The organism is Cryptosporangium arvum DSM 44712 (assembly GCF_000585375.1).
In the GTDB taxonomy this organism is placed as follows: Bacteria; Actinomycetota; Actinomycetes; order Mycobacteriales; family Cryptosporangiaceae; genus Cryptosporangium; species Cryptosporangium arvum.
This window is the reverse complement of the sequence record NZ_KK073874.1, coordinates 4,346,297-4,362,648: the sequence shown is the minus strand read 5'-3', so window position 1 is coordinate 4,362,648 and position 16,352 is coordinate 4,346,297. Positions and strand designations below refer to the sequence as shown.

Here is a 16,352-nt window from a genome sequence, read left to right as displayed (position 1 = left end):
CGTCTCCACGTTCGTCGCTCGACGAGGACACGTCAATGACGCACCACGCGGAGTACGACCCCGAGCAGGCTCCCGGCCGGGAAGGCCCCGGCCCGGCGGGAGTCGTAGCTGTGCCCGGCGTTGTCGCCCAGCACCACGAAGCGGCCGGGCGGCACCCGGTCGCCGCGATGCCCGGCCGGCGTGCCGACGCCGGCCGGGAGCGGATCACCGGGCAGCGCCACCGCGCGCTTGATCAGCCACGGCGGGTTCCCCGGCAGCGCGCGCAGCTCGGCCGGTGGCGCGAGGACGACCACCTGTCCCCGCCGGACCCGGTGCAGCGGACGGCGCCGGACCAGCACGCGGTCGCCCGGCCGGAACGTCGGCAGCATGCTCTCGCCGGACACGGCCACGACCACGAACCCGCGACGCAGCACCCACCACCCCGCACCGGCCGCCGCCCCGGCGACAGCCACGCCGGTGAGCACCGCCCTCACGCGGGCAGCTCCTCGTCGCGATAGCCGTCGGCCTGCATCCGGAACAGGTCGGCGTACGTACCCCCGGTCGCCAGCAGCTGCCGGTGGGTGCCGCGTTCGGCGACGACCCCACCGGAGAGGACGACGATGCAGTCGGCGTCCCGGATCGCGCCCAGCCGGTGCGAGATCAGCAGGCTGGTCGCACCGGCGCGGTGCTCGCGCAGGCCGTGGTGGACGGCGTACTCCGCCCCGGCGTCCAACCCGGAGCTGGGTTCGTCGAGCACGAGCAGGTCCCGGCGGTCGCGCAGGAAGGTGCGGGCCAGCGCGAGGCGCTGCCACTGGCCTCCGGAGAGGAGCGCCCCGGTGGTGGCCCCCGCCTCCTCCCGGTCGTCCGTGTCCTCCCGGTCGTCCGGATCGGCGGAGAACGTCCGCGACAGCATCGTCCGGTACCCGTGCGGCAGCCCGTCCAGCGCCGCGTCGATGCCGGCCCGGCGGGCGGCGGCCCGGATCCGCTCCTCGTCGTCCAGCGCCGCGACGTCGCCGAGGCCGACGTTCTCGGCGGCGGACAGGTCATAGCTCATGTAGTCCTGGAACAGCGCGCCGATCCGCGCGCGCAGGGCGGCGACGTCCAGCTCACGGAGGTCGATGCCGTCCCACAGCACCGCGCCGCGGTCGGGGTCGTAGAACCGGCACAGCAGTTTCACGACCGTGCTCTTGCCGGCGCCGTTCACCCCGACCAGCCCCACCGACGTGCCGTGCGGGATGTGCAGGTTCACCCCGCGCAGCACCCAGTCCTGGTCCGGGGCGTAGCGGAACCATACGTCGCGCAGCTCGATGCCGCGACGCAGCGCCGGGACCGGCCTCGGGTCGGCGGCCGCCGGAAGGTCCGGCTCGGCCTCCAGCACGGCGCGGAAGTGGTCGAACATCAGCAGCGCGTGGTGCATCGAGGACACCCGGCCCACGAGTGACGCGAGCGTCCCCTGCAACGCCGCGATCCCGGCGACGAGCGCCGCCACGTCCCCGACCGAGAGGCGCCCGCCGGTCGCCGCCCCGACCGCCCACACCAGTCCCCCGGCCAGCACGCCCGCCGACAGCACGCTGAGCCCGAGCTGAGCCCGCACCTGCCGGCCGTCGACGCGCCTGCGGTGCTCGTCGGAGACCGCGAGCTGGTCGAGCATGCGCTGCCGGAACAGCTCGGAGAGGCCGAGCAGCCGCATCTCCTTGGCCGCGGGCAGGCTGCTCTGCAGCTCGGCGTAGAAGTACTCGCGCCGCTCGTGCGGGCTGATCCGCCACACCATGTCCGCACGCACCCGGCTGAGCCGGATCTCGGCCAGCAGAGCCGGAACCAGCCCCAGCAGGTTCACCGCGGCCAGCGGAGGGCTGATCGTCGCGAGCACGACGACCAGCCCGCCGCACGTGATCGCCAGCTGACCGGTACCGAGCACCCCGTTGATGACCTGGCCCGGGCTCGACCGCCCCGCGGCCTGGGCCATCCGCAGGCGGTCGTGGAAGACCGGGTCCTCCAGCCGCCCCAGGCCCTGCAGCCGGGCCATCGCCGTGTAGATCTCCGACTGTGCCCGGCGCCCGACCCGGCGCCCGATCTCCTGGTGCGAGTAGTCCGACAGCGCGGGCAGGGCGGCCGCCGCCAGCCCGGTCAGGACGAGCCCGGCCACGGCGGGCGTCGCCGCCGCGAGACCACGACCGCCCGCCACCGCGTCGAGCACGGTCTTGAGCAACCAGACCGTGGCGACCGGCACGACCGCGGCGACGAGCATCGCCGCGACGTCGCCGATCAGCCACGGACGGGAGGCACGCATTCCGAGCCGGATCGCGCGGCCGGCGTTGCCGAGCGTGCGCCGCGCTCCGGCGCCGTCGGCCGGCACGTCAGACCTGGGTTCCGATCGCGGTTGCGTCCGGCACCGCCGACCCGCTGGCCAGCACGGTCCCGTCCGCGTCGACGAGCGCGAACGCCGGGTAGGCGTCGACCCGGAACGCGGTGGGCAGCTCGCCGGTCGGCAGCTCGCGGACCACCCGGCTCACCGGCGTCAGCTCGTCCAGGTAGGCGGACACGTCGCCGTCCCCGTCGTCGCCGACCACGACGGCGAGTACCCGGTCCCGGCCGCCGGGGTGCTCGCGGGCGGCGTCGGCGAACAGCGGGCGTTTGACGGTGCACGGCTCACAGCCGAGCGAGAAGAAGCCGACGAGCGTCGGCGAGTCCGGGCCGTCGCCGGACACCCGGGTGCCGTCCACCGCCGTCGCGGTGTACGGACCGGCCTGCCGGCCCGGGCCGAGGAGGTTCCGGCCGCTGAGGCCACCCTCCCCGAGACGGTTGAGAAGTTCGGTGTGTTCACGCAGGCGGCGCACGACGCCGAACGTGAACACCAGGTTGGCCAGAGCCACCGCTCCGACCACGACGACCGCGGCCACCAAGACAGCCATGAATGCTCCCCGTCTGTGAGTCGAGTCGGCACCGCCGCCGTCGTGGCGGGCGGTGCGCCCGCCACGACGGCGATCGGTGTCGCGATGCGGTCGGGTCAGCAGTACTCCGGCCGGTACGTGCAGGACGAGCACGTCGTGGAGGTGCAGTGGCAGTTGGTGCAGCAGCGTTTGCAGTACCCGTTCGTGCAACCGGTGTAGTAGCAGTCGTTGCACTCGCACGCGCCGGCTGTCGTCTTCGGTACGAACGCGGAGACGAACCGGTCGGCCATTTTCTCGAATGCCCTGGTCATCGCACAGTCCCTTCGATGGGGTAACGGTGGCGAATCACGAGGCGAAAACAGCACGAACCGGTACGACGTCGGGCCCCGTAACCGACTAAAACCGTACAAGCGCACGGTACGCCACTGTGGACAGTATTACGGGAGCATGACGAAATTCGATCGGCGGGCGAGGTAGCGTCGGCCGGTGATCCGGGTGCTGCGGAACTGGTGGGCCGAGGCGTCGTTGGCGGCCGCTTTCGTCGCGCTCACCGCGGCGCTCGTCTGGTGGCCTCCGCTGCTCGACCTCGACCGCGCGGTGCGGGACTGGTGCGACGCGCACCGGCCGCAGTGGCTGCACACGGTCCTCGTCGGGTTCGATCTGCTCGGGCAGCGGGCGCTGGTGTTGCCGCTGGTGCTGGTCGTGGCGGGCGTGCTGGCGGTCCGCCGGCGCGCGGTCGGTCCCCTCGTGCTGGCCGTCGTGGCCGCGGGCGTGAACAGCGTCGTCGTCGAGGTGCTCAAGCGGTGGACGTCGCGCGGCGCGCCGCACCACGGGTCGATCGAGATGTTCAGCGGTGATCCCGCCGTGGAGTACCCGTCGGGGCACGTCAGCAACGGGCTGGTGTACTACGCGGTGCTGGCGGTCCTGCTCTCGGGCGTGCTGCCTCCGCTCGCCCGGCAGCTCCTGCGCTGGGTGCCGGGCGTCCTCGTCTTCGTCGGCACCACCGGTCTGGCCTGGCACTGGCTCACCGACAGCGTCGGCGGTTACCTGCTGGGCCTGCTCCAGGTCCTCCTGCTGCTGCGGCTGGGTAAGTTCTCCACCCGTGGACCTTGAACTGAACGGACGGATCGCGCTGGTGGTCGGCGGCACCGGCTTCATCGGCCGGGCGATCGTCGAGCGGCTCCGGAACGAAGGCGCGACCGCGATCGCCGCCGCGCGCACCGTCGACGACGGCATTCCGCTCGACGCCCGCGACCCCGGTTCGGTGGCCGCGGGCCTGGCCACCGTGCTCGACACGCACGGCCGGCTCGACGCGCTCGTCGTCGCGGCCGCACCGAGCGCGCGGACGCTCGACCCGGCGCGCCACGCCGACCCCGAGCAGGTGCTGGACGCGATCGACGCGAAAGCGCTGTCGTTCCTGCGTCTGGTGAACGCGGTGCTGCCGGTGATGACCGGCGCCGGGTACGGGCGGATCGTCGGCGTGAGCGGCCAGAACGCGTTCCTCACCGGCTCGGTCACCGGGTCGGTGCGCAACGCGGCGCTGATCGTCGCGGCCAAGAACCTCGCCGACGGCGTCGCGGGTACGGGCGTCACGATCAACACGGTCAGCCCGGGGATCGTGGCGGCGGCCCCGGCCACCGCGGTCGAGGCGGGCCGGCCCGGCGAGTCGAGCCCCACGGAGATCGCGGACCTGGTCGCGTTCCTGGTGTCACCGCGCGCGGGCGCGATCTCCGGCGAGTCGATCGCGGTCGGCCACCGGGTCCGCGGCGTCACCTCGATGTGACCGGGCCCCCGATCGCCCGCCCGCCGCTCGCCGGGCGGCGGCGCGAGCTCGGCGCGGTCGCCCGGCTGCTCGACGGCGCGACGGCCGGCGTCGGCGGGCATCTCGTCGTCACCGGGCCGGCCGGTGCGGGCAAGACGGCGCTCGCCGACGCCGCCGCGGCGCTTGCCGCAGCCCGCGGGCTGCCCGTCACCCGGACGCCGACCGACCGTCCCGGGTCGCCCCGCCTGGTCGTGCTGGACGGCGCCGACCCGCTCCCCGACCTGGTCGCGCGGCTCTCCGCCGACGGCGCCGCCGTGCTGATCACCGCCGCCGCTCCGCTCGGTCTCCCGCCCGAGGTACACCTGGGCGGTCTGTCGGAACCCGACCTGGCTCCGCTCCTGCCCGGCCTCTCCCCCGACGCCGCGCACGCCGTCTGGCTGGTCTCCGGCGGGCTTCCCGGCCCGGCGCTGGACTTCGCGGCCGGGCTCGACGGCACCGACCTGGACGCGGTGGTGCGGGCCGCGCTGGCCACCCCGTCGCGGGCCGGGTTCCTGGAGCTCGACGCCGGGCTGGTCCGGCTGCTGCGCGACGCCGCCGAGCGCCCGCTCCCCACCGCGCTGCGGGCCCGGGCCGTGGCCCGCCTGGCGCGTGCGCTGCTCGGCGACGCCTCGGCCGCCGCGCACCGCCGCGACCTGGCCGATCGGGCCCTGGTGCTGGCCCGCGCGAGCGACGATCCCGGCACGATCGCGGCGGTGCTCGACGACCGGCTGCACGCGCTCTGGGATCCGGCCGCCGCCGGGGAACGTCTGGAGGTCGCGGCGGAAATCGTCGCGCAGGCCTGCCGGGCCGGTGACCTGCCGACCGAGCTGCGGGGCCTGTTCTGGCGCTTCACCGCGCTGGTGGAGCTGGCCGACCTGGACGCGGCCGAGGCGGCGCTGGTGGCCTACGGCCGGGCCGCGGAGCTCTCCGGCGACGCCGAAGCAGCGGTCGTCGTGCTCTCCCGGCAGGCCGTGCTGGCGCTCGTCCGCGGGCGCTTCGACCTCGCCGAGGAGCTCACCGCGCTGGTCGCGGAGCGGGGGCGGGCGGCGGGGCTGCCCGACACCGATCGGCTGGTCGCCACGCTGGCCGGGAACCTGGCGCTGGTGCGGGGTACGGCGGACCCGGACGTCACCGGGCTGCGGGCGCTGGCCCGGCGCATCCCCGGCCAGTACTTCGAGGCGACCGCGGCCCGGGTGCTGGTCGAGAGCGGCGCCGAGGCCGAGGCGGCGCTGGAGCTGACCCGCTCGCTGCCGTCGGTGCTGGCCGGCGGCGGGCCGCGCTGGTTGGGCGCGGTGGCCGACCTGGGCGTCGTCGCCGCGCGCGTGGGTGAGCGTCCCGCGGTCGAGGCGCTGTACGAGACGCTGGGACCGTTCTCCGGGCGGCTGGTCGTCTGGGGCGGTGCCAACACGGTCACCGGCCCGGTCGACGACGTGCTCGGCCGCTTGGCCACCCGCCTCGGCCGCACCACCGAGGCCGCGGGGCACTTCGACCGGGCGATCGCCCTCGAGGAGCGGCTCGGCGCGCTGCCCTGGCTCGCCGCCACGCTGGCCGGACGGAACGCACCCGGCGACGCCGAGCGCGCCGCCGCGATCACCGGCAGGCTGGGATCGGCCCCCGCCGACCCCGGGTGGACGCTGGTGCGCGACGGCGAGGACTGGGTACTGCGCGCCGGAGCGGAGACCGCCCGGCTCCGGAACGGGCGGGGCGTGGACTTTCTCCGGGCCCTGCTGGCCGCTCCCGGGCAGGAGATCGCCGCGCTGGACCTGGCGGCCGGCGGCGCCGGGCTGGTCGTCGGCGCGGCCGAGCCGATCCTCGACGCCGACGCGCGCCGGGCCTACCGGCGACGACTGGCCGAACTGGACGCCGCACTCGCCGAAGCCGACCGTGCCGGCGACGCCGACGCGGCGGCCGGTGCCGACGCCGAGCGGAGCGCGCTCGTCGCCGAGCTGCGCGCCGCCACCGGCCTCGGCGGGCGTCCCCGCACGTCGGCGGCGGAGGCGGAGCGCGCCCGGGTCAACACCACCCGGGCGCTCCGCGCGACGGTCGCGCGGATCGCGGCCCAGGCCCCGCTGGCCGGTGCGCACCTGGGCGCGTCGCTGCGCACCGGCCGGTTCCTGCGTTACCAGCCGGCTCCCGGCGGCCCTACCCGCTGGACGCTCTGAGCCAGCAGCTCGGCGACCGCACGCGGGTGCGCGAGGTGCGGGAAGTGCCCGCCGCCGGGGAGCACGACCTGCTCCACGCCGGGGAGCCGCACCTCGGGCTCGGTGGACGTGACGAGCACGTACGGGACGCCACGGGCGGCGATCTCGGCCAGCTCCCGCGCGCGCCGGGCGTCGATCTCCTCGTCCGTCGACCCCAGGATCTCGGCCCAGTAGCCGAGGAGCAGGTCGGCCCGGGGTGCGGAGGCGTCCCGGGCCAGCGCCCGCGCGTCGGGGGCGAGCCCGTCGGTGCCCATCCCGGCGACGAACCGGTCCCAGACCGCCCGCCAGTCCGGCCCGCGCAGCACCGGCTCGACGTCGCGTACCACCGCGCCGAACCGGCCGAGCCGCAGCGGCTGGTCGAGGTTGAGCACTCCCCGCGTCGGGTAGCGGGCGGCGTAGACGGTCGCGAGGATCCCGCCGAGCGAATGCCCGACCACGACCGGGGCGTCCAGCCCGGCCGCGGTGATCGCGCGGTGCAGCACCTCGGCGGTCTCGTCGCTGCCGTACGCGTCGCGGGGCGGCGACTGGCCGTGGCCCGGAAGGTCGAGGGCGAACGTCCGGCGGCCCGGGTCCAGGGCGTCCAGCTCGCGGGTGAGCGGTCCCCACTGCCGCCGGTCGTAGGTGAGCCCGTGCACGAGCACCACGGGCGGCCGGTCGTCGGCGACGCCGGTGAGCGTCGCGCTGATCTGGTCGAACAGAGGCATACCCGGACGGCGTAACTCCGGGGTGTACGGATTGTTCAGTGCTCGTGTGGGTGGCTCTGCGAGGATCGGTGCCATGACGGTTCTGGACACGTTCGCGCTACCCGGGAAGGTCGCCGTCGTCACCGGCGGCAATCGTGGCCTGGGCCGGGCGTTCGCGCACGCGCTCGGTGAGGCCGGGGCGTCGGTGGCGATCCTGGCACGTGACGCGGAGGCCAGCGCCCGCGTGGTGGCCGAGCTGGCGGCCAGCAACGTCCGCGCGGCCGCGTTCACCGCCGACATGGCCGACCGCGCGGCCGTGTTCGCCGCGGCCGAGGAGATCACCGCGGCGTTCGGGCCGGTCGACGTGCTCGTCAACAACGCCGGCACCTGCATCCACCGGCCCGCGCTGGAGGTCACCGAGGCCGACTGGCACGAGGTGATCTCGGTGAACCTCACCGGGGTCTGGTACGGCTGCCAGGCGTTCGGCGCGGGCATGGTGCGCGCCGGCGGCGGGGTGATCGTCAACGTCGGCTCGATGTCCGGCGAGATCGTCAACCGGCCCCAGTGGCAGCCGGCCTACAACGCGTCCAAGGCCGGGGTGCACCACCTGACGAAGTCGCTCGCCGCCGAGTGGGCCCCGCACGGGGTGCGGGTCAACGCCGTCGCGCCCGGCTACGTGCGCACCGACATGACCCCGATCGACCGCCCCGAGTTCGCCGCCCACTGGATCGGCGACGCCCCGATGCGGCGGGCCGCGGAACCGCACGAGATCGCGCCGGCCGTGGTGTTCCTGGCCAGCCCGGCGTCGTCGTTCATGACCGGCTCGGTGCTCGTCGTCGACGGCGGTTACACGACGTTCTGAATCTCCCCCGACCCCCGGGGGATGAGCCGGGTCGGGATCTCGTGCACCGCGGGCTCCCCGGATTCGCCGGCCAGCCGCCGGAACACCAGCGACGCCGCGAGCCGCCCCATCGCCGTCGGGTCCTGCGCGACGACGGTCACGCCGGGTTCCAGGAGATCGGCGAGCGGGAAGTCGTCGAAGCCGACGAGCGCCACCGCGTGCTGGCGACGTAGTGCGCGCAGCGCGCGGATCGCGCCGATCGTCACCAGGTTCTGGGCGGTGAACAGCGCGGTCGGCGGCCGGCTGCCGGCGAGCATGCGGTGGACGGCCTGCTCGGCCTCGCGCTCGGTGTGGACGTCCTCCACCACCGGTCCGGGCCGGATGCCCTGGTCGGCCAGCGCGTCCCGGTAGCCCTGCAGACGGTCGCGGGCGGTCGCGATCGAGCGCAGGTCACCCAGGTAGCCGATCGTGTGGTGGCCGTGCGCGATCAGGTGCTCGACGGCCCGCCGGGCGCCCGCGCGGTTGTCGATCACCACGGTGTCGGCCTGGATCCCCACCGGCGGCCGGTCGACGAACACCACCGGGGTGCCGGCGAGGAGCTCGGTCGTCAGGTACCCCTGGTTGCCGCTCGCCGGGGCGACCACCAACCCGTCCACCTGCCGACCGGCGAAGATGTTGATCAGGTCGCGCTCGCGGGCCGGGTCCTCGTCGACGCTGCCGGCCAGGATCGAGACGCCGTGCTCGCGGGCGACGTCCTCCATGGCCCGGTGCAGGCTCGACGAGAACGGGTTGGCCACGTTCTCGAGCACGACGCCGATCGTCGCCGTACGGCCGCCGGCGCGCCGGAGGCTGCTCGCGGTGAAGTTCGGGCGGTAGCCCAGCTTCTCGATGGCCGCGGTGACCGCGGTGACCTTCGCCTCGGTGACCCCCGGTTCGCGGTTGACCACCCGGGAGACGGTCTTCGGGCTGACGCCGGCCAACAGCGCCACGTCACGCAGCGTCGCCCGGCTCATGGGCTGGATCCTGTCCCAACTTCGACAACGTTGTCAACGAGTCTGCATCATCTCCGGCCCGCTATTGACTCCATCGGTTCAGAGGGTCAACACTCCCCGACAACGTTGTCAGCAAAGGAGCAGGCGATGAACAAGCGCAGAGTCTTAGGCGTTCTCACCGCGGTCGCGCTGGCCCTGGCCGCCGCCGGATGCGGTGACAGCGGCAGCAGCGACTCGGTCTCGGTCTCACTGATCACCAAGAACTCCACGAACCCGTTCTTCGTGACGATGCAGGACGGCGCGAAGAAGGCCGCGGCCGACAACGGAGTCAAGCTCACCCTGGCCGCCGGCAAGGAAGACGGCGACGAGCAGACCCAGGTGCAGGCCATCGAGGACGCGATCGCCCGTGGCGACAAGGGCATCCTGATCACCCCGAACGGACCCGGCGTCAACTCCGCGATCAAGAAGGCGCGCGACGCCGGCCTCTACGTCATCGCGCTGGACACTCCCCCGGACCCCGCCGACACGGTCGACATCACGTTCGCCACCGACAACTTCCGCGCCGGTGAGCTGATCGGCAAGTGGACCGCGGTGCAGCTCGCCGGGAAACCGGCGACGATCGCGCTGCTCGACCTGTTCAACGACAAGATCGTCTCGGTCGACTACAACCGCGACCAGGGCTTCCTCACCGGCATGGGCATCCCCACCGGCGACAAGATGAAGAACGGCGACGAGGCGAAGACCGGCCGGTACTCCGGCGGCACTTACCAGATCGTGTGCAACGAGCCCACGCAGGGCGCCGAGGACGGCGGCCGGACCGCGATGGAACGCTGCCTGACCAAGAACCCGGGCATCAACGTCGTCTACACGCTCAACGAACCGGCCGCGGTCGGTGCGCAGAAGGCCCTGAAGGCCGCGGGCATCACGAACGCGCTCGTCGTCTCGGTCGACGGCGGCTGCGACGGCGTGAAGCAGGTCAAGGACGGCATCATCAACGCGACCTCCCAGCAGTACCCGGTCAAGATGGCCGAGCTCGGCGTGAAGGCGATCAAGGACATCGCGACCGACGGGAAGAAGCCGTCGGTCACCGGCGGCAAGGACTTCTTCGACACCGGCGTCGCGCTGGTCACCGACAAGCCGGCCGACGGCGTCGAGAGCATCGACACCACCAAGGGCGCCGAGCTGTGCTGGGGATAGCCACCACGACGGCCGCCGAGGAGTTCGCGCGGCGCCGGCAGTCCCCGCTGCAACGGGTGCAGCACGTGCTGCACGGCCACCCCTCGCTCAGCCCGCTGATCGTCCTGGTCATCGCATTCGCCGTGTTCTCGGCGCTCAACCCCCGCTTCGCCCAGCCCGCGTCGCTCTCCCTGCTGCTGCAGCAGGTCGCGGTCATCGGTGCGCTGGCGGTGGGCCAGACGCTGATCATCCTCACCGCGGGAATCGACCTGTCGGTCGGCGCGGTCACGATCCTGGCGATGATGGTCGCGGCAAAGCTCGCCGAGGACGGCGGGATCCCCGGCGTCCTGGCGGTGCTCGTCGCGCTCGCGCTCGGCGTCGTCGCCGGGCTGATCAACGGCGCGCTGGTCACCCGGATCTCGCTCCCGCCGTTCATCGTCACGCTCGGCACGCTGAGCGTCTTCACCGCGATCGGCCTGCTCTACACCAGCGGGCAGAGCGTCCAGGCCGACGCACTCCCGGCGCTGCTGAACTGGACCGGCGAGTCGTTCGGCGTCGGCCGGTGGCGCATCACCTGGGGCGTGGTGATCGTCGTCCTGCTCTACCTGGGGGTCGGCTTCGCGCTGGCCAACACCGCGTGGGGCCGGCACGTCTACGCGGTCGGCGACGACAAGGAGGCCGCCCGCCTGGCCGGCATCCGCGTCGACCGCGTCCTGCTCAGCGTCTACGCGGTCGCCGGAGCGATCTACGGCCTCACCGCCTGGATCCTGATCGGCCGGGCCGGGGCGGCCAGCCCCAACGCCATCACCGACGCCAACCTGGAGAGCATCACGGCCGTGGTCATCGGCGGTACCAGCCTCTTCGGCGGCCGGGGGGCGCTGCTGGGCACGCTGCTCGGCGCGCTCATCGTCGGCGCGTTCCGCAGCGGCCTGTCGCTGGCCGGCGTCGACGACCAGTACCGCGTGCTGGCCGTCGGCCTCCTGGTGATCGTCGCGGTCGGTGTCGACCAGTGGATCCGGAGGGTGAAGGCATGACTGATCCGGTGCTCTCCGCGCGAGGGCTGGTGAAGACGTTCGGGCGCGTCGTCGGGCTGGACGGCGTCGATCTCGACCTGTACCCCGGTGAGGTGCTGGCGATCATCGGGGACAACGGCGCCGGGAAGTCGACGCTGATCAAGTGCCTGACCGGGGCACTGGTGCCGGACGCGGGCGAGATCCACGTCGACGGGCAGCCGGTGCAGTTCCGCCGCCCGCAGGACGCCCGCGAGGCCGGGATCGAGACCGTGTACCAGACACTCGCGGTCGCGCCGGCGCTCGACATCGCCAGCAACCTGTTCCTCGGCCGCGAACGCCGCCGCCCGGGGTTCCTCGGGAGCGTGCTGCGGATGGTGGACAAGCCGGGGATGCGTGACGACGCCGCCAAGGCCCTCACCGACCTCGGGATCGGCACGCTGCAGAACATGGCGCAGCCGGTCGAGACGCTCTCCGGCGGCCAGCGCCAGGCCGTCTCGGTGGCGCGGGCCGCCGCGTTCGGCAGCAAGGTCATCGTGCTCGACGAGCCCACGGCCGCCCTCGGGGTCAAGGAGTCCAACCAGGTGCTCCGGATGATCCGGGAGGTCCGCTCGCGCGGGCTGCCGACGATCCTGATCAGCCACAACATGCCGCACGTGTTCGAGGTCGCCGACCGCATCCACATCCAGCGCCTGGGCCGGTGCGCGGGCGTGATCACCCCCGACTCGCACTCGATGTCGGAGGCGGTCGCGATCATGACCGGCGCGACCACCCTGGTTGAATCAGGCGAATGACGACACCTGTGCGGTTCGGCCTGGTCGGGTACGGGTTCGGAGGGCGGTACTTCCACGCGCCGCTGCTCCGGGCCGCGCCGGAGTGCGAGCTGGTCGCGGTACTCACGTCCGCGCCCGAGCGCCGGGCCCTGGTCGAGCGGGAGGTGCCCGGCGCGGCGACGGTGGCGAGCCTGGCCGAGCTGGCCGGGCTCGGCGTCGAGGCGGTCGCGATCTCCACCCCGGCCGACACCCACAGCGCGCTGACCGAGGAGGCGCTCGGGCTGGGGATGGCGGTGGTCTGCGACAAACCGTTCGCGCTCGACGCGTCGGCCGCGCGTGCCTCGGTGGAGCTGGCCGCGCGGCTCGGGCTGGTGCTCAGCCCGTACCAGAACCGCCGGGAGGACTCGGACTTCCGCACCGTGCGGGCCCTGGTCGACGAGGGTGTGCTCGGCACCGTGACGCGGCTGGAGTCCCGGTTCGAGCGCTACGCCCCGCAGGACGGGCCGGGGCGCTCCGGCGGCGGCACGCTGCTGGACTTCGGCAGCCACCTCGTCGACCAGGCGTTGTTCCTGCTCGGGCCGGTCCGCGCGGTCTACGCGGAGTGGCGCGAGCGCGAATCGGGGCTGGACGACGACGTGTTCCTCGCCCTCACCCACGAGTCCGGTGCCCGCTCGCACCTGTGGGGCAGCTGGAGCCAGTCCGCGCCCGGTCCCCGGTGGCGGGTGACCGGCACCGAGGGCACCTACGTCGTCGCGGCGGGCGACAGCCAGGAGGAGCAGCTCGTCGCCGGCGCCGACACCTGGGGAACCGAACCGGAGGAGAACTACGGCACCGTGTACGCAGGCGGCTCCGCGCGCCGTCATCCGACCGAACGCGGACGCTGGGACACCTTCTATCCCCGCTTCGCCGCGGCCGTGCGGGGCGAGGGTTCCCCACCGGTCCACCCGGCCGACGCGATCGCGACCGCGGTCGTGCTCGACGCGGCCCGCACCAGTGCCGGCACCGGCGCGATCGTGGAGGTGAAGCCCCGATGAGCGACGAGGCGCTCGAGACCTTGCTGGCGCAGGAGGACCGGCTGGTCTTCCCCCGCTTCGACGAGCAGACCGCCTGGGAGCTCGGCGGTGCCCTGCGCGCCGCCGCGCTGGCCGAGCGGCTGCCGGTGGCGATCGCGATCCGGCGCGGCGCGGCGTTGCTGTTCCACACCGCGCTGCCCGGGGCGTCGGCCGACAACGACGGCTGGCTGCGTCGCAAGGCCGCGGTCGTCGAGCGGTACGGCCACTCGTCGTACTACGTGGGCTGCCGGTTCCGGGCCGAGGGCGGCGACTTCGACGTCGACTCACGGCTCGACACCGGGGAGTACGCCGCCCACGGCGGCGCATTCCCGCTGATCGTGGCCGGGAGCGGCGCGATCGGCTCGGTCGGGGTCTCCGGGCTGCCCCAGGTCGAGGACCACCGGTTCGTCGTCACCCAGCTGGAGCGGTTCCTCAATACCTAAGGTGCACTCGGTTTTCGAAGGTACCGTGAACGGATGACGAACCGGCTGGACGTGCCCGCTGTGCTCACCGCGCTGACGCTGGAGGAGAAGGCCTCCCTCCTCGACGGGTCGGACTTCTGGCACACCCAGCCGGTCGAACGGCTCGGCGTTCCGGCGATCATGGTCACCGACGGTCCCCACGGCCTGCGTAAACAGGCTCAGGAGAGCGACCACCTCGGGCTGACCGCCAGCGTCCCCGCGACCTGCTTCCCGCCGGCCGCGGGGCTGGCGTCGACCTGGGACACCGGGCTGCTGCACCGCGTCGGCTCCGCGCTCGCCGCCGAGTGCCGCGCGTCCGGCGTCTCGGTGCTCCTCGGCCCGGGCGTCAACATGAAGCGCACGCCGCTGTGCGGGCGCAACTTCGAGTACTTCTCCGAGGACCCGCTGCTCGCCGGTGAGCTCGCGGTCGCCCTCGTCGACGGGATCCAGGAGAACGACGTCGGCACGTCGCTCAAGCACTTCGCGGCGAACAACCAGGAGACCGACCGGATGACGGTCTCGGCCGACGTCGACGAGCGCACGCTGCGTGAGATCTACCTGCCCGCGTTCGAGCGCGTGGTCACCCGGGCGCAGCCCTGGACCGTGATGTGCTCCTACAACCGGATCAACGGCGTCTACGCCTCCGAGGACCCGTGGCTGCTCACCGACGTCCTGCGCGGCGACTGGGGCTTCGACGGCCTGGTCGTCTCCGACTGGGGCGCGGTGAACGCGCGCGAGGCCGCGGTGGCGGCCGGCCTGGACCTGGAGATGCCCTCGTCGGGAGGCGGCGGGACACGCCGAATCCTGGACGCGGTCGCGGCCGGCCAGCTGAGCGAAGAGGACGTCGACCGGGCGGTCACGCGCGTGCTGACGCTCGTCGACCGTTCGTTGCCCGCGCTCGCCGAGGGCGGCTCGTTCGACGTCGACGCCCACCACGCGCTGGCCCGCGAGGCCGCGGTCGCGAGCGCCGTGCTGCTCAAGAACGAGGGCGGGCTGCTGCCGCTCGATCCCTCGGCCGGGGGCGCGATCGCGGTGATCGGGGAGTTCGCCCGCTCGCCCCGCTTCCAGGGCGCCGGTTCCTCGCAGGTCAACCCGACCCGCGTCGACTCGGCGCTGGACGCACTGCGCGCGGCGCTCGAGGGCCGTCGCGAGGTGACGTTCGCGGCCGGGTTCGTCGTCGAGTCGGAGAGCGCCGACCCGGCGCTGATCGCCGAGGCGGTGCGCGCCGCCGCAGCGGCCGAGGTAGCCGTGGTGTTCCTCGGCCTGCCTCCCTCGTACGAGTCGGAGGGTTACGACCGGGCGCACATGAACCTGCCCGCGCACCAGCTCGAGCTGCTGCGCGCGGTCGCCGGCGCCAACCCGAACGTCGTCGTCGTGCTGTCGAACGGCTCGGTGGTGTCGGTCGCGGACTGGCAGGACGACGCGCGGGCGCTGCTGGAGGGCTGGCTGCTGGGCCAGGCCGGCGGTTCGGCGACCGCGGATCTGCTGCTCGGCGCGGCGAACCCGTCCGGCAGGCTCGCCGAGACGATCCCGGTGCGCTACGAGGACAACCCGGCGCTCGGCGCGTTCCCCGGCGAGCACGGGCACGTCCGGTACGGGGAAGGCCTGCTGATCGGCTACCGCTGGTACGACGCGCACCGCCTGCCGGTCGCCTACCCGTTCGGCCACGGCCTGAGCTACACCACGTTCGCCTACGACGACCTGTCGGTCACCGCCGAGGGCGACACGGTCGAGGTGCGGCTCACGGTCACCAACACCGGCGGCCACGCCGGCCGGGAGACCGTGCAGGTCTACGTGACCGACCCGGAGGCCACCGTCTACCGGCCCGACCAGGAGCTGCGCGCGTTCGCGACGGTGACGCTCGAGCCGGGGCTGAGCGCACCGGTGAGCCTCACGCTGGACCGGCGCGCGTTCGCCTTCTGGCACGTCGCCGCGGGCGACTGGGTCGTCGAGGGCGGGGTGTTCGGCGTCCGCGTCGGCGCGTCGTCCCGGGACATCCGGGGCGAGGCCACGGTCGAGCTCAAGGGCGACGCGATCACCCCGCCGGTGACGACCGAGTCCACCGTGGACGCCTGGCTGGCGCACCCGTCGGGCGGCGAGTGGCTCCGTGGGGCCCTCGGCGACCACGGGTTCGGCGCGCTCCTCTTCGACGAGCGCAACGGCCAGATGCTGCGCGCGATCCCGCTGCAGCGGCTCTCCCGCTTCCCGGGCTTCCCGATCACCGAAGCCGACGTCGAAGCCGCGGTCACCCGCCTGAACTGACGAGCGCGCCGCGCTCGTACCACGACCGACGGCCCGCTCGGATCTCCGAGCGGGTCCGCTCCTCCGTTCCGTTCCGCACCGCTCCGTTCGGATCGCTTCGGCGCTGGTTTGTTTCGGCGCGGAACAGCGGGATCGGCGCTGGTCCACGTCGGCGCGGTCGGCGCGTGCCCGGCCGACCGGCTCCGCCGTCTGGGCTTGTTATTTTCGACGGCGCCGGCGGGGCGCCGGCC

16 protein-coding genes are annotated in these 16,352 nt (G+C 73.7%); 11 read left to right on the top strand and 5 right to left on the bottom strand.

Going from position 1 to position 16,352, the window contains the following annotated elements; translation table 11 throughout:
* Positions 1-32: 32 nt before the first annotated feature.
* From CRYAR_RS19580 to CRYAR_RS19570, 3 genes are read right to left on the bottom strand one after another with little or no spacing between them, the layout of a single operon-like run.
* Entirely contained in the window at positions 33-473 is a 441-nt protein-coding gene (locus CRYAR_RS19580; protein WP_035852751.1) for a S26 family signal peptidase, read from the bottom strand.
* Positions 470-2,335, bottom strand: coding sequence for an ABC transporter ATP-binding protein (locus CRYAR_RS19575; RefSeq protein ID WP_035852750.1), 1,866 nt, complete (start codon positions 2,333-2,335; stop codon positions 470-472). The genes CRYAR_RS19580 and CRYAR_RS19575 overlap by 4 nt, the downstream gene beginning before the upstream one ends.
* Position 2,336: 1 nt before the next feature.
* The gene (locus tag CRYAR_RS19570) at positions 2,337-2,891 is read right to left on the bottom strand and encodes a thioredoxin domain-containing protein (protein ID WP_063725733.1); all 555 of its coding nucleotides are present in this window, start codon (positions 2,889-2,891) and stop codon (positions 2,337-2,339) included.
* Between the two features lie 15 nt (positions 2,892-2,906).
* Between CRYAR_RS19570 and CRYAR_RS19565 the strand changes: the two genes are divergently transcribed.
* The 4 genes from CRYAR_RS19565 (at position 2,907) to CRYAR_RS19550 (ending at position 6,833) form a co-directional block, all read left to right on the top strand.
* Positions 2,907-3,089: a hypothetical protein gene (locus CRYAR_RS19565; RefSeq protein WP_035852748.1), complete on the top strand. Its 183-nt coding sequence runs from the start codon at positions 2,907-2,909 to the stop codon at positions 3,087-3,089.
* Between the two features lie 267 nt (positions 3,090-3,356).
* A complete protein-coding gene (locus tag CRYAR_RS19560; protein WP_051570666.1) occupies positions 3,357-3,983 on the top strand; it encodes a phosphatase PAP2 family protein in 627 nt (208 codons plus the stop codon).
* A complete protein-coding gene (locus tag CRYAR_RS19555) occupies positions 3,973-4,653 on the top strand; it encodes an SDR family NAD(P)-dependent oxidoreductase (protein ID WP_035852747.1) in 681 nt (226 codons plus the stop codon). The genes CRYAR_RS19560 and CRYAR_RS19555 overlap by 11 nt, the downstream gene beginning before the upstream one ends.
* On the top strand, positions 4,650-6,833 hold the full coding sequence (locus tag CRYAR_RS19550) for a P-loop NTPase family protein (protein WP_035852745.1): 2,184 nt from the start codon (positions 4,650-4,652) through the stop codon (positions 6,831-6,833). The genes CRYAR_RS19555 and CRYAR_RS19550 overlap by 4 nt, the downstream gene beginning before the upstream one ends.
* On the opposite strand, the gene CRYAR_RS19545 is transcribed toward CRYAR_RS19550, so the two are convergent.
* Complete coding sequence (locus CRYAR_RS19545; protein ID WP_051570664.1) at positions 6,791-7,576, bottom strand: alpha/beta fold hydrolase; 786 nt, start codon at positions 7,574-7,576, stop codon at positions 6,791-6,793. The two genes, CRYAR_RS19550 and CRYAR_RS19545, sit on opposite strands and share 43 nt — an antisense overlap.
* A 73-nt stretch (positions 7,577-7,649) precedes the next feature.
* On the opposite strand from CRYAR_RS19545, the gene CRYAR_RS19540 reads away from it, so the two are divergent.
* On the top strand, positions 7,650-8,417 hold the full coding sequence (locus tag CRYAR_RS19540; RefSeq protein WP_035852744.1) for an SDR family NAD(P)-dependent oxidoreductase: 768 nt from the start codon (positions 7,650-7,652) through the stop codon (positions 8,415-8,417).
* Here the strand turns inward: CRYAR_RS19540 and CRYAR_RS19535 are convergent.
* Positions 8,402-9,409 carry a LacI family DNA-binding transcriptional regulator gene (locus tag CRYAR_RS19535; RefSeq protein ID WP_035852741.1) on the bottom strand — a complete coding sequence of 336 codons (1,008 nt, stop codon included), beginning with the start codon at positions 9,407-9,409 and terminating at the stop codon, positions 8,402-8,404. The two genes, CRYAR_RS19540 and CRYAR_RS19535, sit on opposite strands and share 16 nt — an antisense overlap.
* 126 nt (positions 9,410-9,535) lie before the next feature.
* On the opposite strand from CRYAR_RS19535, the gene CRYAR_RS19530 reads away from it, so the two are divergent.
* Genes CRYAR_RS19530 through CRYAR_RS19505 form a run of 6 tightly spaced genes read left to right on the top strand, consistent with a single transcriptional unit; the run spans position 9,536 to position 16,122 of the window.
* On the top strand, positions 9,536-10,585 hold the full coding sequence (locus tag CRYAR_RS19530; RefSeq protein WP_035852740.1) for a substrate-binding domain-containing protein: 1,050 nt from the start codon (positions 9,536-9,538) through the stop codon (positions 10,583-10,585).
* A complete protein-coding gene (locus CRYAR_RS19525) occupies positions 10,576-11,598 on the top strand; it encodes an ABC transporter permease (RefSeq protein WP_425389396.1) in 1,023 nt (340 codons plus the stop codon). Before CRYAR_RS19530 ends, CRYAR_RS19525 begins: the two co-directional genes overlap by 10 nt.
* Entirely contained in the window at positions 11,595-12,368 is a 774-nt protein-coding gene (locus CRYAR_RS19520) for an ATP-binding cassette domain-containing protein (RefSeq protein WP_051570663.1), read from the top strand. Before CRYAR_RS19525 ends, CRYAR_RS19520 begins: the two co-directional genes overlap by 4 nt.
* Positions 12,365-13,381 carry a Gfo/Idh/MocA family protein gene (locus tag CRYAR_RS19515; RefSeq protein ID WP_035852733.1) on the top strand — a complete coding sequence of 339 codons (1,017 nt, stop codon included), beginning with the start codon at positions 12,365-12,367 and terminating at the stop codon, positions 13,379-13,381. The genes CRYAR_RS19520 and CRYAR_RS19515 overlap by 4 nt, the downstream gene beginning before the upstream one ends.
* A complete protein-coding gene (locus CRYAR_RS19510; protein ID WP_035852732.1) occupies positions 13,378-13,842 on the top strand; it encodes a heme-degrading domain-containing protein in 465 nt (154 codons plus the stop codon). The genes CRYAR_RS19515 and CRYAR_RS19510 overlap by 4 nt, the downstream gene beginning before the upstream one ends.
* 33 nt (positions 13,843-13,875) lie before the next feature.
* A complete protein-coding gene (locus tag CRYAR_RS19505) occupies positions 13,876-16,122 on the top strand; it encodes a glycoside hydrolase family 3 C-terminal domain-containing protein (RefSeq protein ID WP_035852731.1) in 2,247 nt (748 codons plus the stop codon).
* The last annotated feature ends 230 nt before the right edge of the window (positions 16,123-16,352 follow it).